The 20,147-nt window shown below is 31.8% G+C and carries 18 protein-coding genes; 6 read left to right on the top strand and 12 right to left on the bottom strand.

Annotated elements, in window-relative coordinates; all coding sequences use genetic code 11:
- Positions 1-20: 20 nt before the first annotated feature.
- Positions 21-401 (top strand): DoxX family protein, encoded by a 381-nt coding sequence (locus H6589_09705; GenBank protein MCB9174871.1) that lies wholly within the window; start codon positions 21-23, stop codon positions 399-401.
- Between the two features lie 73 nt (positions 402-474).
- Here H6589_09705 and gdhA read toward each other — a convergent pair whose 3' ends face one another.
- Positions 475-1,827, bottom strand: a complete 1,353-nt coding sequence (gene gdhA, locus H6589_09700; protein MCB9174870.1) for an NADP-specific glutamate dehydrogenase — start codon at positions 1,825-1,827, stop codon at positions 475-477.
- Positions 1,828-2,052: 225 nt separating this feature from the next.
- Between gdhA and H6589_09695 the strand changes: the two genes are divergently transcribed.
- The gene (locus H6589_09695) at positions 2,053-2,625 is read left to right on the top strand and encodes an aminodeoxychorismate/anthranilate synthase component II (protein MCB9174869.1); all 573 of its coding nucleotides are present in this window, start codon (positions 2,053-2,055) and stop codon (positions 2,623-2,625) included.
- Here H6589_09695 and H6589_09690 read toward each other — a convergent pair.
- Positions 2,614-3,498: an EamA family transporter gene (locus H6589_09690; protein MCB9174868.1), complete on the bottom strand. Its 885-nt coding sequence runs from the start codon at positions 3,496-3,498 to the stop codon at positions 2,614-2,616. The two genes, H6589_09695 and H6589_09690, sit on opposite strands and share 12 nt — an antisense overlap.
- A 105-nt stretch (positions 3,499-3,603) precedes the next feature.
- Here H6589_09690 and H6589_09685 point away from each other — a divergent pair, with 105 nt between their 5' ends.
- Entirely contained in the window at positions 3,604-4,095 is a 492-nt protein-coding gene (locus H6589_09685; GenBank protein ID MCB9174867.1) for a hypothetical protein, read from the top strand.
- A 35-nt stretch (positions 4,096-4,130) separates the two neighbouring features.
- Here H6589_09685 and H6589_09680 read toward each other — a convergent pair whose 3' ends face one another.
- Complete coding sequence (locus H6589_09680) at positions 4,131-6,293, bottom strand: T9SS type A sorting domain-containing protein (GenBank protein ID MCB9174866.1); 2,163 nt, start codon at positions 6,291-6,293, stop codon at positions 4,131-4,133.
- A gap of 29 nt (positions 6,294-6,322) precedes the next feature.
- Positions 6,323-6,988, bottom strand: coding sequence for a hypothetical protein (locus tag H6589_09675; protein ID MCB9174865.1), 666 nt, complete (start codon positions 6,986-6,988; stop codon positions 6,323-6,325).
- Between the two features lie 131 nt (positions 6,989-7,119).
- Here H6589_09675 and H6589_09670 point away from each other — a divergent pair, with 131 nt between their 5' ends.
- Entirely contained in the window at positions 7,120-8,745 is a 1,626-nt protein-coding gene (locus H6589_09670; protein MCB9174864.1) for a tetratricopeptide repeat protein, read from the top strand.
- Here H6589_09670 and H6589_09665 read toward each other — a convergent pair.
- The 8 genes from H6589_09665 to H6589_09630 all read right to left on the bottom strand — a co-directional run bounded on the left by H6589_09665 (position 8,742) and on the right by H6589_09630 (position 16,083).
- The gene (locus tag H6589_09665; GenBank protein MCB9174863.1) at positions 8,742-9,305 is read right to left on the bottom strand and encodes a DUF502 domain-containing protein; all 564 of its coding nucleotides are present in this window, start codon (positions 9,303-9,305) and stop codon (positions 8,742-8,744) included. The genes H6589_09670 and H6589_09665 overlap by 4 nt on opposite strands.
- On the bottom strand, positions 9,302-9,655 hold the full coding sequence (locus H6589_09660; protein ID MCB9174862.1) for an MmcQ/YjbR family DNA-binding protein: 354 nt from the start codon (positions 9,653-9,655) through the stop codon (positions 9,302-9,304). Before H6589_09660 ends, H6589_09665 begins: the two co-directional genes overlap by 4 nt.
- Positions 9,652-10,119 (bottom strand): Lrp/AsnC family transcriptional regulator, encoded by a 468-nt coding sequence (locus H6589_09655; GenBank protein MCB9174861.1) that lies wholly within the window; start codon positions 10,117-10,119, stop codon positions 9,652-9,654. The genes H6589_09660 and H6589_09655 overlap by 4 nt, the downstream gene beginning before the upstream one ends.
- Before the next feature lie 161 nt (positions 10,120-10,280).
- A complete protein-coding gene (locus tag H6589_09650) occupies positions 10,281-11,030 on the bottom strand; it encodes a cyclase family protein (GenBank protein ID MCB9174860.1) in 750 nt (249 codons plus the stop codon).
- On the bottom strand, positions 11,027-12,187 hold the full coding sequence (gene hemW, locus H6589_09645) for a radical SAM family heme chaperone HemW (GenBank protein ID MCB9174859.1): 1,161 nt from the start codon (positions 12,185-12,187) through the stop codon (positions 11,027-11,029). Before hemW ends, H6589_09650 begins: the two co-directional genes overlap by 4 nt.
- 1 nt (position 12,188) lies before the next feature.
- Complete coding sequence (locus H6589_09640) at positions 12,189-13,703, bottom strand: HAMP domain-containing histidine kinase (protein ID MCB9174858.1); 1,515 nt, start codon at positions 13,701-13,703, stop codon at positions 12,189-12,191.
- 66 nt (positions 13,704-13,769) lie between these two features.
- Positions 13,770-14,990: a T9SS type A sorting domain-containing protein gene (locus H6589_09635; protein MCB9174857.1), complete on the bottom strand. Its 1,221-nt coding sequence runs from the start codon at positions 14,988-14,990 to the stop codon at positions 13,770-13,772.
- Positions 14,991-15,018: 28 nt separating this feature from the next.
- Positions 15,019-16,083, bottom strand: coding sequence for an endonuclease/exonuclease/phosphatase family protein (locus H6589_09630; protein ID MCB9174856.1), 1,065 nt, complete (start codon positions 16,081-16,083; stop codon positions 15,019-15,021).
- A gap of 232 nt (positions 16,084-16,315) precedes the next feature.
- Here H6589_09630 and H6589_09625 point away from each other — a divergent pair, with 232 nt between their 5' ends.
- Positions 16,316-18,844 carry a TonB-dependent receptor plug domain-containing protein gene (locus tag H6589_09625; protein ID MCB9174855.1) on the top strand — a complete coding sequence of 843 codons (2,529 nt, stop codon included), beginning with the start codon at positions 16,316-16,318 and terminating at the stop codon, positions 18,842-18,844.
- A gap of 18 nt (positions 18,845-18,862) precedes the next feature.
- Positions 18,863-20,143, top strand: coding sequence for a choice-of-anchor J domain-containing protein (locus H6589_09620; protein ID MCB9174854.1), 1,281 nt, complete (start codon positions 18,863-18,865; stop codon positions 20,141-20,143).
- Positions 20,144-20,147: the final 4 nt, after the last annotated feature.

The following is a 20,147-nucleotide window of genomic DNA, read 5'->3' as shown; positions in this document are numbered from 1 at the left end:
CAATTTTAAACTTATATACAATGGATATTAACACAGTAATTTTAGCTCTACAAGTATTATTGGCATTATTATTTGCTTATACTGGTTTTACAAAAGTTTTTCAAGGTAAAGTCGCTTTTTCTAATAGTAAAAGTTGGGAAGATGACTACTCTTCATCTACACTTAAGTTGTTTGGTTTTTTAGAACTGTTAGGTGCTGCTGGTCTAATTGTACCCTACGCTACTAATATTTTACCCATTTTAACTCCTGTTGCAGCAACTGCTTTAGCAATGGTTATGGCGGGGGCAATTTTAGCTCACATTAGAAGAGAAGAGCATAAAATGATATTATTAAATATCGTTGTTATTTTCTTATTGGCTGGAATTGGTTTTGAAAGATTATTAGAATTGTATATTCACTAGGAGATATCTTATAAAAAGAAAGAGCCGTTTACATTGTTGCAAACGGCTCTTTCTTTTTATCCTAAACCCTGGATTAAACTAATCCTTGATCTAACATTGCATCGGCTACTTTTACAAAGCCCGCAATGTTTGCACCTTTTACGTAATCTACTTTTCCTGCTTTTTTATCATAACCGTATTGAACACAACTTCTGTGAATTTCAATCATGATATCATGTAAATGCTCATCAACAACTTTTGCCGACCACGACATACGTTGTGAATTTTGCGACATTTCCAAACCTGAAGTTGCAACACCACCAGCATTTACTGCTTTTCCTGGTGCAAAAACAACTCCTGCAGCTTTTAACATTTTATATGCCTCAAGTGTAGTTGGCATATTAGCTACTTCTACTAAATAAGGTACTTTGTTTTTAATTAATTCTTTTGCATCATTTACATCTACCTCATTTTGAGTAGCACAAGGCATAGCTATATCAACTTTTAAGCCCCATGGTTTTTTACCAGCATGGAAAGTTGCACCATATTTATCGGCATAATCTTGTACTCTATCTCTACCGCTCGATCTCATTTCTAATAAGTACTCCACTTTTTTACCTGTAATACCTTTTTCATCATACACAAATCCATCAGGACCAGAAATAGCTACAACTTTACCTCCAAGTTCATCTATTTTTTTTGCAACACCCCAAGCAACGTTTCCAAAACCAGAAACTGCAACAGTTTTACCTTTAATAGTATCACCTACATTTTTTAAAATCTCTTGAGTAAAATATACCGCACCATAACCTGTTGCTTCTGGACGAATTAAAGAACCTCCCCAGTTAATTCCTTTACCTGTAAAAACTCCTGTAAATTCATTTGCCAATCTTTTGTATTGACCAAACATATATCCAATTTCTCTAGCACCTACACCAATATCTCCGGCAGGTACATCAGTATTAGGACCAATGTATTGATATAATTCTGTCATTAAACTTTGACAAAAACGCATGATTTCATTATCTGATTTTCCTCTTGGATCAAAATCTGACCCCCCTTTACCACCACCCATTGGTAATGATGTCAAACTATTTTTTAAGGTTTGTTCGAATGCCAAAAATTTCATCACACTCATATTAACAGATGGATGAAAACGCATACCTCCTTTGTATGGTCCAATCGCACTATTCATTTGCACTCTATATCCCGTATTAATCTGGAACTCTCCTTTATCATCTACCCAAGGCACTCTAAAACTAATAGATCTTTCAGGTGTAGCCATTCTTTCTAAAATTTTAGCCTCTTTGTATTTAGGATTTTTAGCAATGTATGGCAATACTGTTTCTGCTACTTCTTCAACAGCTTGTAAAAATTCTTTTTCATGAGCAAGTTTTTCTCTGAACGGCGCCATAAAGGCCGCTAGTTCTTCTTTATGAGTTGACATATTTTAATATTTTGAATTTCAATTTTATGTTAATGGGTAACAAATGTATATATTTTTAAAAATAACCCGCCTATTTTTTAAATAAATTCGATTAACTCCTCTTATTTAGCTTTTCAATGGTGAATATTGAGTTATTAATTGATGTATTGAAAAGAATATACCATAAAAATAATCGCCTTTGAAAAACTACATTTGTACCCTTGATTTTAATTTTTTAAATACTAAATGGATAGCATTTTACTCATCGATAATTACGACTCATTCACATACAACCTGTTACATTACATTGAAAGTGTTTCTGATAAAAAAATTGATGTTGTACGAAATGATAAAATTACACTTCAGGACATAAATAAATACGATACCATAATTTTATCTCCAGGTCCAGGTTTACCAAAGGATGCTGGTATTTTATTAGATGCGATAAAACATTATGCTTCATCTAAAAAAATATTGGGTGTTTGTTTAGGTATGCAGGCTATTGGTGAAGTTTTTGGCGGAAAACTAAAAAACCTTCATCAAGTATATCATGGAGTTGCAACAAATTTAGAAGTAATAGAACATTCCGATTTATTATATAAGGGGATTCCAAAAAACTTTAAGGTTGGAAGGTATCATAGCTGGGTTATTGATGAAAAAGATTTTCCAAAGGAATTAATCATTACTTCCATTGATGAAAAAGAAAACATTATGTCGTTAAAACACCAAAACTTTCAACTTTACGGTGTTCAATTTCATCCCGAATCTATTCTAACGGAATATGGAAAAGAAATTATTGCTAACTTTTTAGCTATTTAGTTTTTTCTCCTTCCCTTTAAAATAACCATTTAAGAAAATAGTTGCCAAAACTATAATGGTCCCCATGTAAAACCCATAACTCATGGTTTCAGATTCGGGCCAAATTAATATGGCTAAAACAATAGAATAAATTGGCTCTAAGTTCACACTCATTGTTACTGAATAAGGGGTTATTCTTTTCATCACCTCAACACTAACAATAAAAGCAAAAGCCGTACAAATTGTCCCTAAAATAATGAGCCATTTTATATCGGCTCCTGCTATTTGATAAGCAGCAACATCAAACCCTTTGTAGCCAATTAAAATAAATGTTACCACGGTAAAAGCTCCTAGCAGTTCAAAAAATGAAATGGTTTTTGAATTTGCCTCTTTAATTAGCATACCATTTAACACCGTAAACCATGACGCTAGAGCTGCCGAGAAAAAACTCAGCAACATTCCCGTTAGATATTTGAACTCAAAACTAAAGATAAAGTATAACCCAACTATGATTAACAAACCAAATATCAACTCATACGCTTTTATTTTTCGTTTAAAATAAATAGGTTCTATGATTGAAGTAAATAATGTACTACTTGAAAAACAAACCAAGGCAACTGAAACATTTGATTGTTTTATGGCTTCAAAAAAAGTAATCCAATGAATAGCTATAATTACTCCCACACCTAATATTTTTATCAGTACTTTTTTAGATATTTTTAGTGGATGTTTAATGACAAGAAAGTACCCTCCAATTCCCAACAAAGCAATGCCTACTCTATACCAAACCAACAAATACGAATCTGCCTGAATTAGTTTACCAAGAATACCAGTAAATCCAAAAATAAAAACAATGACATGAAGCCAAATATGGTACTTGTATTTTTCTAGCATAGTTGCGACAAAGTAAATTATAAAAACTTATAAATGTTTTTAATTTTCAAAAAATTAATTTCAAGTTTTGATGTATCTTTGAGCATTAATGTTATCCTAACTACGATGAAGTTTTTATTAAAATTATTTTCCGTTTTAAGTTTTATGTTCTTGTTTTCATGTACTGGAAATGATACTTATTACACTCAATTAACCAAAGTAAAATCTATTGCTGAAAGGGTTGCAGATTTAAACAAGTCGTTGCCAGAGGTTAGAAAGTCTGAAAAAAAATCATCTCTAATAAAAGAAGATGAGGATTATTTAGAGTTTGAATACCCTATTGGAGAAAATGATTCGTATAAAGCCACTTATTTTTTTGATGCTGCTGGTTGTTATGAAGTTGGATTAGATACCTACTTCAGTTTAGAAACTGATGCTGCAGATGTTTTAAATGAGATTAAATCATCTTTTGAAAGCGACCCAAATTTTGGACCTCCCACAAATAATGCGAACAGTTTGTATGAATGGAGTAGTAAAGATGGTTTGGTTTCAGTAGAGTTAGATTATCTTAACCAAGATAAAGGCATGATAAGACTGACAGTTTTTGCAAATCAATAAAAAAGGGAGCTGAAAATATCAGCCCCCACAATAAATTATTGTTTTACTATCTTCCTAACAATAACATTATTTTCAGAAATTATCCTCACAAAGAAACTCCCAAGACTTAAATTCTCGGTTGAAATTGATGTGTTAATATCATTAGTTGAATGATTTAAAACCGTTCTTCCGTGAATATCAACAATATTAATTATGGTTTCTTTTTTAGATAACCCAATAAAATTAATCTGATTTGTAAACGGATTTGGGGCAATTACAACTTCATCAATAGAAGCATTATTTTCAATTCCCACACAAGTATTAACAGTAATTTCAGTTGAGTCAGAATTAGAACACGAATTTGCATCTGTATAAGTGTAAGTTGTAAAAAATGTACCAACACCAGATATTGCTGGATCAAAATTACTACCATTAACACCTAATCCCGAATAAACTCCTCCCATAGGAGATCCTATTGGTAAATTAATTGCTGAAGAATTTAAACAAATTGTATTTGGGTTAAAGACATCAATGCTAACACTAGGTAACGAATTTACATTAACTGTGATACTACTACAATTTGATGAAGCTACACAATTACCTTCACCTCTCACAAAATAATCAGTAGCAGACAACGGCATTACAGAAATTGTATTTCCAACACCTAAAAAAGTACCTCCGCAAGTTGATGAATACCAATACCAATTCGATGCATCATTTAAATTACCGCTAATGATTGACAATGTGGCACTATCACCAAAACAAATAGGGTTATTTAATGAACTTATTGATGGTAAATCTGGCAAACTACAGGGCGGCATTCCATATTGAGCTGAAAAAGCATCATACCCAATTGAAGTACTTAAATTAACAATACCTACTCCAGGATCAAAATCTACAGTATTTTGAAAAGCTCCGCCTATAAATATTTTTCCAGAATTACTTAAGTCTGTTGCATAACCAAAATCAAATCCTGTTGAACCCAAACTAGTGGCTTTAATTAAAGTTCCTATTTTAGAATATACAACTACAAAAACATCATGATTTCCGTTAGCAAATAGAGTATCTGTTCCTATACTCGGATCAACATCTATACTATTTAGATATGAACCACTTATAACTATTTCATTGTTAACATTATTAGAAATTCCATAGACATTAGAAATACTGGCAGATTGATCGCCAATATTTATTCCCCAGACATAATTACCTAAACCATCATACTTTGCTAAAAATGCATGTGTATTCGGTGTTGTTAACTGATTTACACCTACTCCTGGATTAAAATCTACAGTACCATTAAAATTTCCAGTTACATATAAAAATCCATCATTTCCAATTGACATATTTTTTGCCCCATCCGCTCCATTTGAACCAATATTAAATGCCCATACATAATTTCCGTTATTATCATATTTTGCAACAAAAACATCAGCCGTACCATTAGATGTTAAAGTATTTGTTACAACAGAAGGGTTAAAATCTACAGTTCCAAAAAACTGACCTGAAATATATACATCTCCTAAAGAATCTGTTACAACACCATACCCTATATTGCTTCCATCAACAGAACCCGCATTTATTGCCCATAAGTAATTCCCATTAGCATCGTATTTAGCTAAAAAGATATCTTCTGCACCTGCACTTGTCAAGTCCGCTGTAGCACCACTTGGGTCAAAATCAACAGTACCTATAAAGTAACCAGTAATGAATATATTATTGTTCATGTCTGTTGTAACAGAAAGAGCCTGATCAAGACTTAGTCCTCCTATTGAAAAACTCCATTGGTGAACTCCTAATGAATTAAATTTTGCCAAGAAAATGTCATCATTTCCATTAGAATTTAATAGTGAACCTCCAGCATTCAAAGTATTTTGAAACGAACCGCAAACCAAAACATTCTCACTTGTATCTAATGTAATTGAAGTGCCTGTATTATAAGAACCTGACGAGCCAGTAAAATATTTTGTCCATTGAGGTACGCCCGATGTATTTATTTTTTGAACTAATACCATCCCTGTAGTCACATTTTGTATTCCTGTTTGATAAACATTTTCTTGACTATCATATACAGCATCATTTATTTGCTCATTAGCTCCATTGATTGCAGAACGGAAAGCCCACTCATAAATAAATTGATTTTGAGCAACAATTTGATTTGAAAATAATAACACTCCCATTATAGTTAGGGTTTGATATAAGAATTTAAAGTTTTTCATAATTATATTTTTTTAGTTTATTGATTATTTTATTTTCCAAACATCTTTTTTAAATCATTAGCATCGTTTACCTTACTACTTCTAGATTTTGCAGTAACACTTGCATCTGTTTTAACAGTTATCTCTGCCTTTGAACTCAATGAAGCGAAATCGCCATAAACAGGTTTTGTTATAGATTTTCCATCTTCCCAAACAGTTTCGTATTTAATTATTTTTTGTCCCCTTAACTCAAACTCTAGTTGATAAGCATCCAAATTCCCAGCACCTTCTTTCGAAAAAAGATACTTAAATCCAAAAGGTTCAAAAGGATATTCATCAATAGTAAAATAACCATTTCCATTATCAGGATTATCGACTTTATTTACAACAGCTAGAAGCAAATATTTCATTCCTGGAATTTTTGTTGAGTTTTTTAGCTTTGCCATAAATTCATCAAGTGTGTACTCAATAAAACCGCCCGACCCTTTTCTTGTTTTAAACCTTACTACAGCAGTTATAAGGTCATAACCACTAAAGTCAGGCACATGTGTTAAACTCACGAATAACATTCCCATATCGGATGAATTCACTTCTTTAACATTTTTAATTTCGCTACCATTTTTTAATATAGAATAAGACACTTCGATACTTTTTTGTGCTTTAATAATTGTACCAAAGCACATCATTAAGATTGTAATAATTAGTAATTTTTTCATGTTTTTTTATTTTAAATTTATTCTCCAAATCTCCATGAATAATAAATCCCTTTTGTCATCCAAAAGGATGATTTTAAAAAAAATTTTGTTTTATAAAAAACCTTTATACATTTGATGATATGCAATTTTTAATGAAACCATTACTAGTATCAATCTTTCTATTTTTGGAAATACAATTGTGTTTTTCAACTGAAAAAATTGATAGTTTAAAAATTGAACTAACCAAGGTTAAGGAGGTAGAAAAAATTGAAATCCTTAAAAAATTATCATTAGAACTCTCATTAGTAGACAATAAAGAAGCATTGAAATATGCCAAAGAAGGCTTACAACTATCACATAATTTAAAAGATACCTCCGAAATTTTTTTTTATGATAACCTTGGAGAGATTTACCGAAATATAGGAAACTTTGAAGAAGCAACAGTAAGCATTTATAAAGGTCTGTTATTAAAACAAAAGAAATCCGACCCAAAAGACATGGCTATTTCCTATAACATGCTAGGTAAAATCTATGCAAATAAAGGCGATTACGAAAAATCGATTTTAAATTTTATTGAAGCACTTAAATTAATGGAAAAAATAGGAGATGAAGAAGAGCAATCCTTTTATTTAAACAACATTGGTATTGTGTATGATTTACAAAAAATGTATAATAAAGCGCTAGAGTATTATGGTAAATCGTTAGTAATAAAAGAACGGTTAGGAAATGACGCAGGTATAGCAGCTACAACCAACAACATCGCCATTGTATATTATAATTTAAATGAATATCGAAAATCATTAGAGTTTCATAAACGTGCACTTGAAATTAATATTAAACTAGACAGAAAAAGAGCTATTGGACGTTCTTACAATAATATTGGATTTGCTCTGATCTTTCTTAACCAAAACAAAGAAGCATTAGACTACTTGTTTAAGGGATTAACAATAAGAAAAGAAATACAAGATAATCCTGGTATTGCAACTTCTTTAAACAATATTGGCAGAGCCTTTTTAAACAATAACCAATTAAAAGAAGCTGAAAAATATTGTTTAGAAAGCCTAGCTTTAGCCAAACAAATACAATCAAATGATTTATTAAAAAATGCCTATTTGCTCCTGTCCGAAATTTATGAACAATTAAATAAAGATGATAAAGCTTTAGATTATTTCAGGAAATATAGCCAAGTAAAAGATTCTATTTTAACAATTGAAAATGCAACATCTTTGGCTGAAGCTGAAGCAAAATATCAAAACGAAAAAAAAGAAGTTGAACTCCAAAAACAAAAACTAGTTATAGAGAAACAAACCCATGATATAGAAATTGAAACGAATAAAAGAAAAACATTTTTAGTACTTCTTCTTGGGGCATGTTTAATTATAGTGTTTGCAGGCATAGGATATTTTCAGAAAAAAAGAATTAACCTATTATTAAAAGCTCAAAACATTCTAATTGAAAATAAAAACATAACCCTTGAAAAAAACAAAGCTGAAGTTGATAGAGAATTACATGATAAATCAGAAATTTTGGATAAAGTTTATTCAGAAAAACGACAACAAGACCTACCTAATGAACTCTTATCATTAAGTCAACGTGAAATGGAAGTATTATCTTATTTAGCTTTAGGCTGGACAGATAATGACATTGCAGAAAAATTATTTGTTTCAAAAGCAACTGTTAAAACTCATCTTCGAAGAATTTATTCTAAACTACTAGTAAAAGGACGAGCAGAAGCTGTTTCAATTGCTCATCGACATAAAATTATTGGAGGTATTTAATTGTCTTCTTCCTCATCCTGATCTTCTAATTCTGTAACTCCACCTGATATAACAAATTTCATGATATCGGTAGAGTTTCCTGTTACTGGAGTAACACATTCTTTTGGAACAATAATTAAATTACCCGTTACGGCATAAGAAAATGGAATATACACAGCGATTTTTGTATCTGGAATTCCTAAATCGGACAAATCGCGTTGAGTTACAAAACCTAGTCGTTCAACATTACCTTCCATTTTAACCAAAACGGGTTCTGTAAATCTTTTTTTCTTTCCTACAAAAGCCGACAGTAAATCTTTAATAGAAGTGTAAACAATTTTTAAAAGTGGTACTTTATCCAATATTTTATCAAAATTGAATATTGAAGATGAGATGAATGCTCCACCAAAATATCCTATTAAGGTAAAAGAAATTAATATAATTAACAGTCCTAATCCAGGAACTTCAACAGGAATAATACCATCAACAAATACTATTGCTTGAATTAAAATATAAATAGTGGCAACTATTGGTAAGGTGTACAATAGTCCTTGTAAAAAGTATCCTAATATTTTTTTCATAACTGATTTAATTCTTCTTTTAGTTTTTTAGTTAAACTAGCTACTATTAATTGGTAAGATTCATCAATGAGTTCCTGCACCAGTTTATCATCAACATCCATATTCACATAAACACTATTCCAATGGACTTTACTCATGTGGTAACCAGGTTTTATTCCATGAAATTTTTCTCGGAGCTCAACGGCTTTTTCGGGGTCAGATTTTAAATTGATATAATCAAATGTCTCCACATCAGCTAAAGCAAACATTTTACCCATTACCTTAAAAACCAATGTATTTTTATCAAAAGGAAACGACTCTGTAACTCCTTTCTTTGCAATACAATAATCTCTAAACTCTTCTATATTCATTTATACTGATAAGGTAATACCTTCGAATACTTGTCTCTATTGATAACAATCATCGAATGCATGTTTAGAATTTGTTCTATTGGCGATAATTTTTCTTTCACCAAAACATCAAATTGTTTGATGTCTTTTACCATTATTTTCAACAAATAATCTGCTTGACCCGTAACATTATAACACTCCATAATTTCATCAATTTTTTCGATTTGTGCTACAAAATCGTTGATAGCATTATCGCGTTGACGAATTAATGAAATCTGCATGAATGCAACAATTCCCAATTCTAATTTTTCTTCGTTAACTAAAGCGTGGTAACTTTCTATAAAGCCATTCGATTCCAATTTTTTAACACGTTCTAAAGTTGGAGCCGGAGACAAACCAATATCTTTCGATAATTGTAGGTTAGTTATCTTACCATTTTCTTGAAGTTTTTTAAGTATTTTGAGGTCTAATGAATCTAATTTCATATGTTGTTCTTTATTTTATTAAAAAGGTATATGGAATACGCCAGTTAATCTATATCACATTTTATATATTTTTGCTCGTGGCTATTTCATATAAAATATTGTTTTGAAAATACAAATGTATCAAAATATAAATTTGTAGCCAGTCGATTTTCAAAAAAATATTATTCAATTATTTGGTATAAAATTGGTTTACTAGGCGAAGCATCATTTTCGAATGGTGCTATCTGCAAATTCAAAAAGTAGAAGCCATCTTTAATCTTATCATCAACAAAAATTAATTCGGTTATGGTTCGTTCTGTGTTTGGTTTGTTGGGGTATTCCCAAAACAAATGATGACCGAGCAATTCGCCACCATCTTCTTCTTTATCAATGGAAGGGGTATCAATCAATAGGTGTTTCAACCCATTATCAATCAAATACTGAATAGCTTCGTGATGGATAAACGTTGGGTTTGTACTTGAATATTGCTTTCCCAACTTATTCAGCTGATTAGGAAGAGTACGAATTACCAAAGCATCCGCACAATTTTTATCCCAAACTTTTCTAATTTGCTCCAACGTTATTATACTATCATTTGAGTTAATTTCTGGAGAAATACTCACTACTTTAGCATAACAAAAAAACTGGGTTAAGCATTGATTGATGGTGTAAAATTCTTTACTAATATGCCCAACACACTCGGTGTGAGTACCGTGTCCGTGAGGGTTAAAAAATATATTTCTGAAATTAACTGCTCCACCTAAATTAACATCACCAACAAATCCATTTTCCATTACTGGAGTAAATTGAGGAGGTTTTACATACCACGCCGTTAAATTATTTTCATCACCTCTTAAAGGGATAGAAACATCTATAGGTTTAGACAAATCAATTTTGTAATGGTTATTGTTGTAAGAAATTTGAGCTATCATAACACCAAAAATAAATCAGAAGATATTTTATCTGCTATAAAAATACCTTTTTTGGTTAAAGTTATGATATTATTTGATTTTTGTAAATGTCCCGAATTAATATAATGAGCCATTTCTTTGTTTAAATGAGCGGTATAAAAATCGCCAAACTCCTTTTGAAGATAAGTTAACTCCAAACCCCAAATGGTACGCAATCGAGTTAAAACATACTCGTTGTAAGCTGTTGTTTTATCAATTATTTCCTCTTCACAAAAATTCAAATTATTGTTTAACGCTTGAATGTACTTGGTGTTATTTGAGATATTCCAAAATCGTTTTGACACACCCCTTTCTACCCTCTCAAGAGGGGAAAACTTGACATAGGAATGTGCTGAAGGTCCTATTCCTAAATACTGAACGCCTTTCCAATAATTGCTATTGTGTTGTGAAAAAAAACCTTCTTTCGCAAAATTTGAAATCTCATAATGTATCATGTTATTGTTTGAAGCAAAATCCATCAACGAAGTAAATTGTTTCAACACCTTTTCTTCAGGCAATAGTGCTATTTTTTTTGTTTTTACCTGATGACTTAATGCTGTTTTTGGTTCAACGGTTAACGAATATGCCGATAAATGTGGAACATTCAGCTCTTGAAATTTCTTTAAATTATCTTCCCATTTTTGCTTAGTTAATGTTGGTGTCCCATAAATTAAATCTATCGTTATGTTTTCAAAACCAACATCCTGACTTAATAAAATCGATTTTTCTGCCTCTTGAGCCGAATGTGCTCGATTAAAAAACTGCAAATCATCATTAAAAAATGATTGTGTTCCAATGCTCAACCTATTTACCCCAGCTTTTTTAAGATCAATTAACTTTTGTTTCGATAAATCATCGGGGTTACACTCTAGAGTAAACTCAACATCTTTTGAAACATTATAACCGTTTTGAATAGCCTCAATAATCATTAATAATTCATCATTATTCATTAATGATGGTGTTCCTCCTCCAAAATAAATGGTAGAAACAGGCTCTTTTATTAAAGTTGATTTTAGCTCTATTTCTTTAACAATCGCTTTAATTAAAGCCTCTTTATTTTTTAGCGATGTAGAAAAATGAAAATCGCAGTAACTGCACTTTTGTTTACAGAAAGGAATATGAATATAAATACCTGCCAACTTATTTATTCAACACAATTCTAAAGGTTGTACCCATCGCATCCGATTGTTTTACAAATATTTTACCAGCATGGTAGTTTTCAATAATTCGTTTTACTAACGACAAACCTAAACCCCAACCACGTTGCTTGGTAGTAAAACCTGGCTCAAAAATGGTTTTGTGTTTCGCTCGCGGTATTCCAGTACCAGTATCAGCAATATCAACATATACATATTGTGATTGGTCAGTTACTGAAATAGTAATTTTTCCATCACCCTTCATGGCATCAACTGCATTTTTCATGATATTTTCTAACACCCAGCTAAACAACGATGGGTTTAACTTTGCTAATAAATCGGTAGAATTTGTTTTTAACTCAATTTCTACATTTTTTGAAAGTCGAACTTTTAAATAATCAATCGTTTGTTGAATCACCTCAACAATGTTTTCATTCTCCAACTTAGGCAACGACCCTATTTTAGAAAAACGTTCGGTAATGGTTTCCAATCTTGTAATATCTTTCGATAATTCTGTTATGGTATTTTCGTCAACATCCTTTAACTTTAAATACTCAACCCAAGCCATTAACGACGACAACGGAGTGCCCAACTGATGTGCCGTTTCTTTTGCCATACCCACCCAAACTTGGTTTTGTTCCACTTTACGTGATGTACTAAATAAATAGTATGCTATCAATAAAAACAATCCAATTATAGTGAATTGAAAATAAGGGTAATACTTTAGTTGAGTAAGCAAATAAGAGTCTTTATAAAAAATATAGTTAACCGTATGTTTATCAATGTTTACAGGAATAGGACTATTTTGCAAACGCATTTCTTCAATAATTTGAAGCAAATATGCACTATCGGTAAAAAGTTCTTGATTTAAATTCCCATACTCAATTACATTTAACTGCGTACTATCGGTATAAATTACAGGAACAGCTGCCGAATTAATCACAATTTCGGAAATAAACGATTGGATTAAATTATCCAATACCTCTTTTAATTCCGAGAAAATTTTAGAGTCTTTGTAATACAGTTTTTGCTTTAAAACAATACTTCTTGACAATCTAATATCCAAAGGTATTGGAGGGTTTTGAGCCTTAATTTTTTCCAACTCTTGTTTTAAATACTCAGGGTCTTTGGCTAATTCTTCATCAAAATTTCTATGGTTAACGATATTGTCTTTTTCATCAACTACAATAACAGGTATGGTTGTGTTACCAGAAATTATTTCTAAATAAAAAGAAATGTCGTTGTTGTTTTCTGAGGTAACAAGTCGTTTACTAGCTTCTGCCCAAATTTCAATTTTGTTTCGTTCTTCGCTCGAAATTTTTTCGAAAAGCTCACTAGTATAACTTACCAAACTGGCTTTGTTTTGAATAGCTCCAGCCCACAATTGAACTTTTGCTTTTTCTTCACTAGCAATTTTTTTAACCAAAACATTGGTGTACCACAACGAAGCAACCACTATTAGCAAAGCTAATACGGCAAGAAATAATTTCCATCGTTGTTTTTGGCTGTAAATATTCAAAATGTAATTTTCAGTTAGCCTTTAAAAGACGCGTGAAATTAACAAATAGTTGTAAAACAAAAAGTTTTATTGCTTTACAATTCTAAAAGTTTTTTGTTCTTTTAACGATGCCACTTTAACAAAATAGAGCCCTTGAGTTAAGTTTGATAAATTTAGTTTAAATGAATTAGCATTCGAAATCGTTTGATTTTCAACCAATTTACCTACCACATCAAACACTAATACATTTAAGTTGTTTTCGTTTTGGTCTGATTTAAACATGAAATTGTTATTATAAAAATAACCACTCCAAGTTTCCAAATGATTATTTTCATCTACACTTAATGCAGCATCATAGTATACTTTCATTAAAATTGGCAAATGATCTGACATATAATATAAGGCATCAGCAACATTAGCAGGAACGGCAGTATTTGTTGGTGAAGCATTAATTGATTTGTTAAAATGTTGACCATCATTACCTACTGCTGTATATGTATTTGTAACATATTTTAGCTTATTTGTACCATTCATCACATCATTCCCTACCAAAATAAAATCAAAACGATCATCCATTCCTCCAAAAGAACCTCCATCACCTAACGAACCTGAACGTGTACTCTGTGTATGTACAGATTGAAAAGCAGCATTATTATTCCAGTCTCCTGGCGTGTTTATTGGGTCAACCAATGAAACAGTTCCTCCATTCAAAATGGTATTATACGCCGCTTCTTGGCTCGTATATAAATTAAAATCACCACCCAAAAATATGTTTTCGATGGGTTGATTTTTTGAATCTAAATAATTTTTAAACGTTACTGCTTCTTGGTTTCGTTGAATAGAATCGGCAGGAGTATTACTCGCTTTAAGATGAGCCATGTAACAATGTAAGAATGTTGTGTCTAACGTTGTTGCTATATCCGATGACTTATAATACAATACATACTCGCTTATGTTTCTTAAAACGGTTGGTATCTCATATTGCGATTTTAATCCAAATTTTTGACTGTTGTAAAACATCATGTTATCCGTATCTGGTCCATTAAAATACGTTGCTGCAGCATAGTAATTAACACCATCCACATTTAGAGCATTGTTTAAAATGGTAGCAACCCCAGATGAAGACGTCAACTCTGTAATCATAAACACATCAGGTTTGGTGTGTTTAATAATCGCCTTTAACGTATCAGCTTTAGTAGCATTTGATAATGGGTAATTTAAAATATTGTAGGATAATATAGAAAGTGTATCTTGAGATTTTGCAACAAATGCAAAAACGATAAACAATATTGTAATTAGTTTTTTCATGAAAATGGTATTTGGTGTAAGAACAAAACTATTGTTCTTTGATTAAAAATAAATAAACAGGAAAGTGGTCGCTATAACCTCCAGCATAAGCACCTCCAGCATGTGTTCTAAAAGGATAACCTGCATACTGCCCGCTGGTTTGTTTTAAATAGTTTTTGTTAAAAACCTTTGCATTATAGAATTTGTAAGAAGAGTAATCTTTACCAACTAAAGCTGGCGATACTATTAGTTGATCGAACAAATTCCATGTATCACGATAAGCCAATGTTCCTATACCCTTTTTGTAGAATGGTTCCATTGGGTTATACATTAATTTATCCGTCACCAATTCAGGCTTATCAACCGTATTAATGTGTTTTTTCACACTAACATTAGTAGGGTCATCATTTAAATCCCCCATATAAACTATTTTTGCATTAGGGTCGTCGTTCAGCAAAGAATCAATAATTGCTCTACCCAGTTGTGCAGCAGCGATTCTTTTTGGTGCACTTTTCTTTTCACCGCCACTACGTGATGGCCAGTGTGCAACAATTACATGAATTAATTCGCCATTCAACAAACCACTCACCAACAATTGATCTCTCGTAAAAAAATTAGAATCCGTAGGCATTTTTAGAGGAAATGATTTACTCGATTGAACTGTAAAATAAATAGGATTATAAATCAACCCAACATCAATACCTCTTTTATCGGGAGAATCGTAATGAACAACTTGGTAATTTCTAGAGGCAATATTTTGCTCCTTTACCAAGTCTTCCAAAACATTTTTATTTTCGACTTCAGCAACACCAAGAATAACAACACCTTCTGGAGCAACATCCGAAGCCATATCAGCTATTACTTTTGATAAATTGGTTAACTTATGATGGTATCTTTCTGACGACCATTGCTTATCTCCTTTTGGCGTATAATCGTCTTGCATAATTTTGTTTGTATCTGCATCAAAAATTGTATCGTGCAAATTTTCCAAGTTGTAAAAACCAATAGCCGACACCAAATATTTTTTCTTTGAGCTTGTATTTTCTTGTCCACTAACACCTATAAAAGACAGCACATATAGTGCTATTAAAATTATTTTTAACTCTTTTCTCATTTCTTACATTTTTAGCAAAACTACATAAATAAAAAATTCAACGTTTAACTTAATACGTTTTGTTAGATGAATAATGTTTTAATTAATTATTAACAAATTGATGAATATGACCATTTTATGACTTTTTTGAACTAATTTTGAAAAACTAAAATTAAACAGTAAAGTGATCACCCTAAGAAGCACAAAATAAGACTTCTAACCGCTTTAAATCTTTATTTAAACTATTACTTAAATGAACATATTAAAGTCACTTATTGTTTTTTCTGTTTTACTTTTTTCAAGTAACGCATTTTCTCAAACCGATTCTCTATCAATTGATTCTTTAGATGACAATACAAGCATAGTGCCACAAAGTACTACTTCAATCGAAGCTCTTGACGACCAATCAGAAAACCAAGATGTTTCTGGTTTATTGCAATCTTCGAGAGATGTTTTTACTTCGATTGCTGGTTTTAATTTTGGCGTGGCTCGTTTTAGAATTAGAGGTTACGATTCTGACCACTTTACTGCTATGATGAATGGAGTAACATTAAACGACCCTGAAACTGGCCGTGCAATATGGGCTTACTGGGGTGGATTAAATGACATTACACGTTATCAAGAAATGAAAAACGGTGTGGCCTCTTCTCAATTAGGATTTAACGGAATTGGTGGCTTTTCAAATATTTCAGCTCGTGCATCATCTCAACGAAAAGGAAATAGAGTTTCGTATGCTTTAGCAAACCAATCGTACGACCACAGATTAATGTACACAACTTCTACAGGTTTAATGGCAAACAATTTAGCCGTTACAGTTTCGGGTTCGTTGCGTTATGCTGATGAAGGTTATACCGAAGGAACTTTTTATAGAAGTGGTAGTTATTTTATTTCAGTTGAGAAAAAATTTAATGAAAAACACAGTTTAGGGTTAGTTGCTTATGGTGCTCCAACCGTTTCTGGAGGACAAAGTATTTCTATTCAAGAAGCTTATGACTTAACTGGAAACTATCGTTATAATTCTTATTGGGGTTATCAAGCTGGTGAAAAAAGAAACAGTAGAGTAAGAAATACTCACATACCAATGATGATGTTAAATCATTATTTTAAGTTAAATGATAAAACACAAATCAACTCATCTGTGTTTTATACTTTTGGTAGAAGCGGTCAAACACGTCTAAACTGGTACGGAGCAGCCGATCCAAGACCAGATTATTATAAAAAATTCCCAAGTTATTATAGTAACCCTGGAGATGAAGCACTATTCGAATTATATACTGATTTATGGAAAAATGATGTAAATACTCGTCAATTAGATTTCGATCAAATGTATTTTGCCAACTCTAAAAATTTACACAGTGTTACTGATGCTAATGGTATTAAAGGAAATACGGTTACCGGCAATAGAGCAAAATACATTATTGAAGATTATAGAACAGACATACAACGCTATGGTTTTAATTCAACATTCAGTCATCAATATACCGAAAATGTTATCTTCTCTGGAGGTATAAACGGTAGTTTTTACAAAAGCATGAATTTTAAAGTGTTAGATGATTTGTTAGGAGCTGATTACTGGGTTGATGTAGATCAATTTGCGGAAAGAGATTTTGCCGACGAATCATCAGCACAAGCTGATTTAGAAACATCAAACCGTATTGTAAAAGTTGGTGATAAGTTTGGTTATAATTATGATATAAATGTAAATACAATTGGAGGTTTTACACAAGCTGAAGGAAAATCTGCTAAAATTGATTGGTATTTAGGCATTTCTGCTTCAAGCACTAGTTTTTGGAGAACTGGAAACTACCAAAATGGATTGTTCCCAACAAGTTCAAAGGGAGATTCAAAAAAAGAATCATTTTATAACGGTGGTTTAAAAGCTGGAATAGAATATAAAATTACTGGTCGACACATAATAAGTGCTAATGCTGCCATTTTAAATAGAGCACCATTATCACGTGATGCTTTTGTATCTCCACGAACAAGAAACCAGATTGTTCCTAGTTTACAAAGCGAGAATATCATGTCTGGTGATTTGAATTACTTAGTACGATATCCAAATGTTAAAATTCGTTTAACTGGATTTTACACCACAATTAATGACCAAACATGGTCAAGAAACTTTTTCCACGATGAACTAAACACTTTTGTCAACTACATGATGACAGGTGTTGATCAACTATTTATTGGTACCGAACTAGGTGCTGAAGTAAAAATAACTTCTACTATTGATGCAACCGGAGCATTCACTATGGGTGATTATACTTATAGCTCTAGACCTATCGTAACTATTTCTCAAGATAACTCAACTACTTTATTGGCTTCAAACAAAGTGGTATATTTTGAAAATTATAAAATTGGCGGAATGCCTCAATCGGCTGCATCATTGGGTTTAAAATACAATGCCCCAAAATTCTGGTTTGTGGGTGCTAATTTTAATTACTTTATGGATACTTACATTGAAGCAAATCCAGATAGAAGAACTCAAGAAGCCACTGCAGCTTTTGTAAGTACTGACCCACAAGTTGCTGACTTATTAGATCAAACAAAATTAGATGATGGCTACACCATTAATGTTTTTGGTGGAAAATCATGGCGATTGAAAAACAAATACTACATCAGAATTAATGTAAATGTAAACAACGTACTTGATACTAAAGATTATGCTACTGGAGGCTTCGAACAGTTGAGATACGACAAACAAAATATTGACAGATTCCCTCCAAAAGTGGGATACATGTACGGAAGAACTTATTTTGCAATGGTAAGTTTTTCATTTTAACAACTAAATTAACGAACTATGAATACAAAACTTAGAAACTCACTCGTTATTACACTAGTTACAACTTTGTTAGTTTTAACTGGATGTAAAAAAGATTTTGATTCCCCACCAATTACTGTTTTGCCAGCAGGCAATATCATTACCATTGATTCTTTAAGAAAGATTTATACTTCTTTCGATTCAACTTTTGTGAATGATTATTCTGTTTACGGAACAGTAACTGCTGACGAATTGAGTGGTAATTTGTATAAAACCATTTATATCCAAGACGGTACTGCAGGTATTTTATTAAAACTTACTGCTTCTAGCGACAAAACTTTTTTCCAGGGAGATAAAGTTCGTGTATCTTTAAGAGGAACTATCATTTCTCGTTACAAAAACATGATACAGTTGGATAATGTTAACCCAGAAGTAAATTTAATTAAACAAGGTAAAGGTGATGAAATAGTACCAAAAGTTGTTAAAATATCCGATTTAGCATTAGGAACAGGAATTTATTCCCCATACCAAGGACAATTGGTTCAAATTAATGATGTTGAATTTCAATGTTCGGAAAAATGTAAAACTTGGGCAAATGCAATAACTCAACAAGATGAAAGCAGGTATTTACAAGATACAACAGGCGCTACTATTATTGTTCGTTCAAGTGGTTACGCTAGTTTTGCAAACCAAGAACTGCCAATGGGTAAAGGCTCTGTTATTGCTGTAGTTTCTCAATACAACACAACAGTTCAACTTACATTAAGAACACCAAACGAACTAACATTATATGGAGCAAGAAAAACAATTTGTCCATACATTAATAAGAATTTTGATGATAAAAATTTATATTCGTGTGGTTGGACAACCAAATTAGTTTCAGGACCGATTTCAACAGCTTGGGGAATGTACTTAGCTACTAACTCTGCTGCTAAAGTTTCAAACTACGACCCTGTAAGTAGTTCAAATGTTGCTTGCGAATCATGGTTAATTTCACCATCCATAAACCTATTAAATGCAACTAACCCTACATTGTCTTTTAGAAATGTAGTTAATTACAGTACTACCCCTAAACTAGAAGTTTTGGTATCAACTAATTATGATGGTATTAGCGATCCAAATACTGCAACATGGACAGATTTAACTAGTCTTGCTATATGGGATAATAATGCAACTACTTGGTCATCTTGGACAAGCTCAGGCAATATTAGTTTAAATGCCTACCAACAAAGTAGTGTTTATGTTGCATTTAGATTAATAGGAAATACCACTAATGCTAGTACTTGGGAACTAGATGATGTTTTAGTTAAGGATAATTAAAAAA

The sequence above is a fragment of the Flavobacteriales bacterium genome (assembly GCA_020635795.1).
In the GTDB taxonomy this organism is placed as follows: domain Bacteria; phylum Bacteroidota; class Bacteroidia; order Flavobacteriales_E; family Vicingaceae; genus Vicingus.
The sequence above is the reverse complement of the archived record's forward strand: the minus strand, read 5'-3'. Positions and strand labels throughout refer to the sequence as shown.

Bases quoted from the DNA above. Each gene is read 5' to 3' on its own strand.
- H6589_09705 (MCB9174871.1), top strand. From the start codon at position 21: ATGGATATTAACACAGTAATTTTAGCTCTACAAGTATTATTGGCATTA.
- gdhA (MCB9174870.1), bottom strand. From the start codon at position 1,827: ATGTCAACTCATAAAGAAGAACTAGCGGCCTTTATGGCGCCGTTCAGA.
- H6589_09695 (MCB9174869.1), top strand. From the start codon at position 2,053: ATGGATAGCATTTTACTCATCGATAATTACGACTCATTCACATACAAC.
- H6589_09690 (MCB9174868.1), bottom strand. From the start codon at position 3,498: ATGCTAGAAAAATACAAGTACCATATTTGGCTTCATGTCATTGTTTTT.
- H6589_09685 (MCB9174867.1), top strand. From the start codon at position 3,604: ATGAAGTTTTTATTAAAATTATTTTCCGTTTTAAGTTTTATGTTCTTG.
- H6589_09680 (MCB9174866.1), bottom strand. From the start codon at position 6,293: ATGAAAAACTTTAAATTCTTATATCAAACCCTAACTATAATGGGAGTG.
- H6589_09675 (MCB9174865.1), bottom strand. From the start codon at position 6,988: ATGAAAAAATTACTAATTATTACAATCTTAATGATGTGCTTTGGTACA.
- H6589_09670 (MCB9174864.1), top strand. From the start codon at position 7,120: ATGAAACCATTACTAGTATCAATCTTTCTATTTTTGGAAATACAATTG.
- H6589_09665 (MCB9174863.1), bottom strand. From the start codon at position 9,305: ATGAAAAAAATATTAGGATACTTTTTACAAGGACTATTGTACACCTTA.
- H6589_09660 (MCB9174862.1), bottom strand. From the start codon at position 9,655: ATGAATATAGAAGAGTTTAGAGATTATTGTATTGCAAAGAAAGGAGTT.
- H6589_09655 (MCB9174861.1), bottom strand. From the start codon at position 10,119: ATGAAATTAGATTCATTAGACCTCAAAATACTTAAAAAACTTCAAGAA.
- H6589_09650 (MCB9174860.1), bottom strand. From the start codon at position 11,030: ATGATAGCTCAAATTTCTTACAACAATAACCATTACAAAATTGATTTG.
- H6589_09635 (MCB9174857.1), bottom strand. From the start codon at position 14,990: ATGAAAAAACTAATTACAATATTGTTTATCGTTTTTGCATTTGTTGCA.
- H6589_09630 (MCB9174856.1), bottom strand. From the start codon at position 16,083: ATGAGAAAAGAGTTAAAAATAATTTTAATAGCACTATATGTGCTGTCT.
- H6589_09625 (MCB9174855.1), top strand. From the start codon at position 16,316: ATGAACATATTAAAGTCACTTATTGTTTTTTCTGTTTTACTTTTTTCA.
- H6589_09620 (MCB9174854.1), top strand. From the start codon at position 18,863: ATGAATACAAAACTTAGAAACTCACTCGTTATTACACTAGTTACAACT.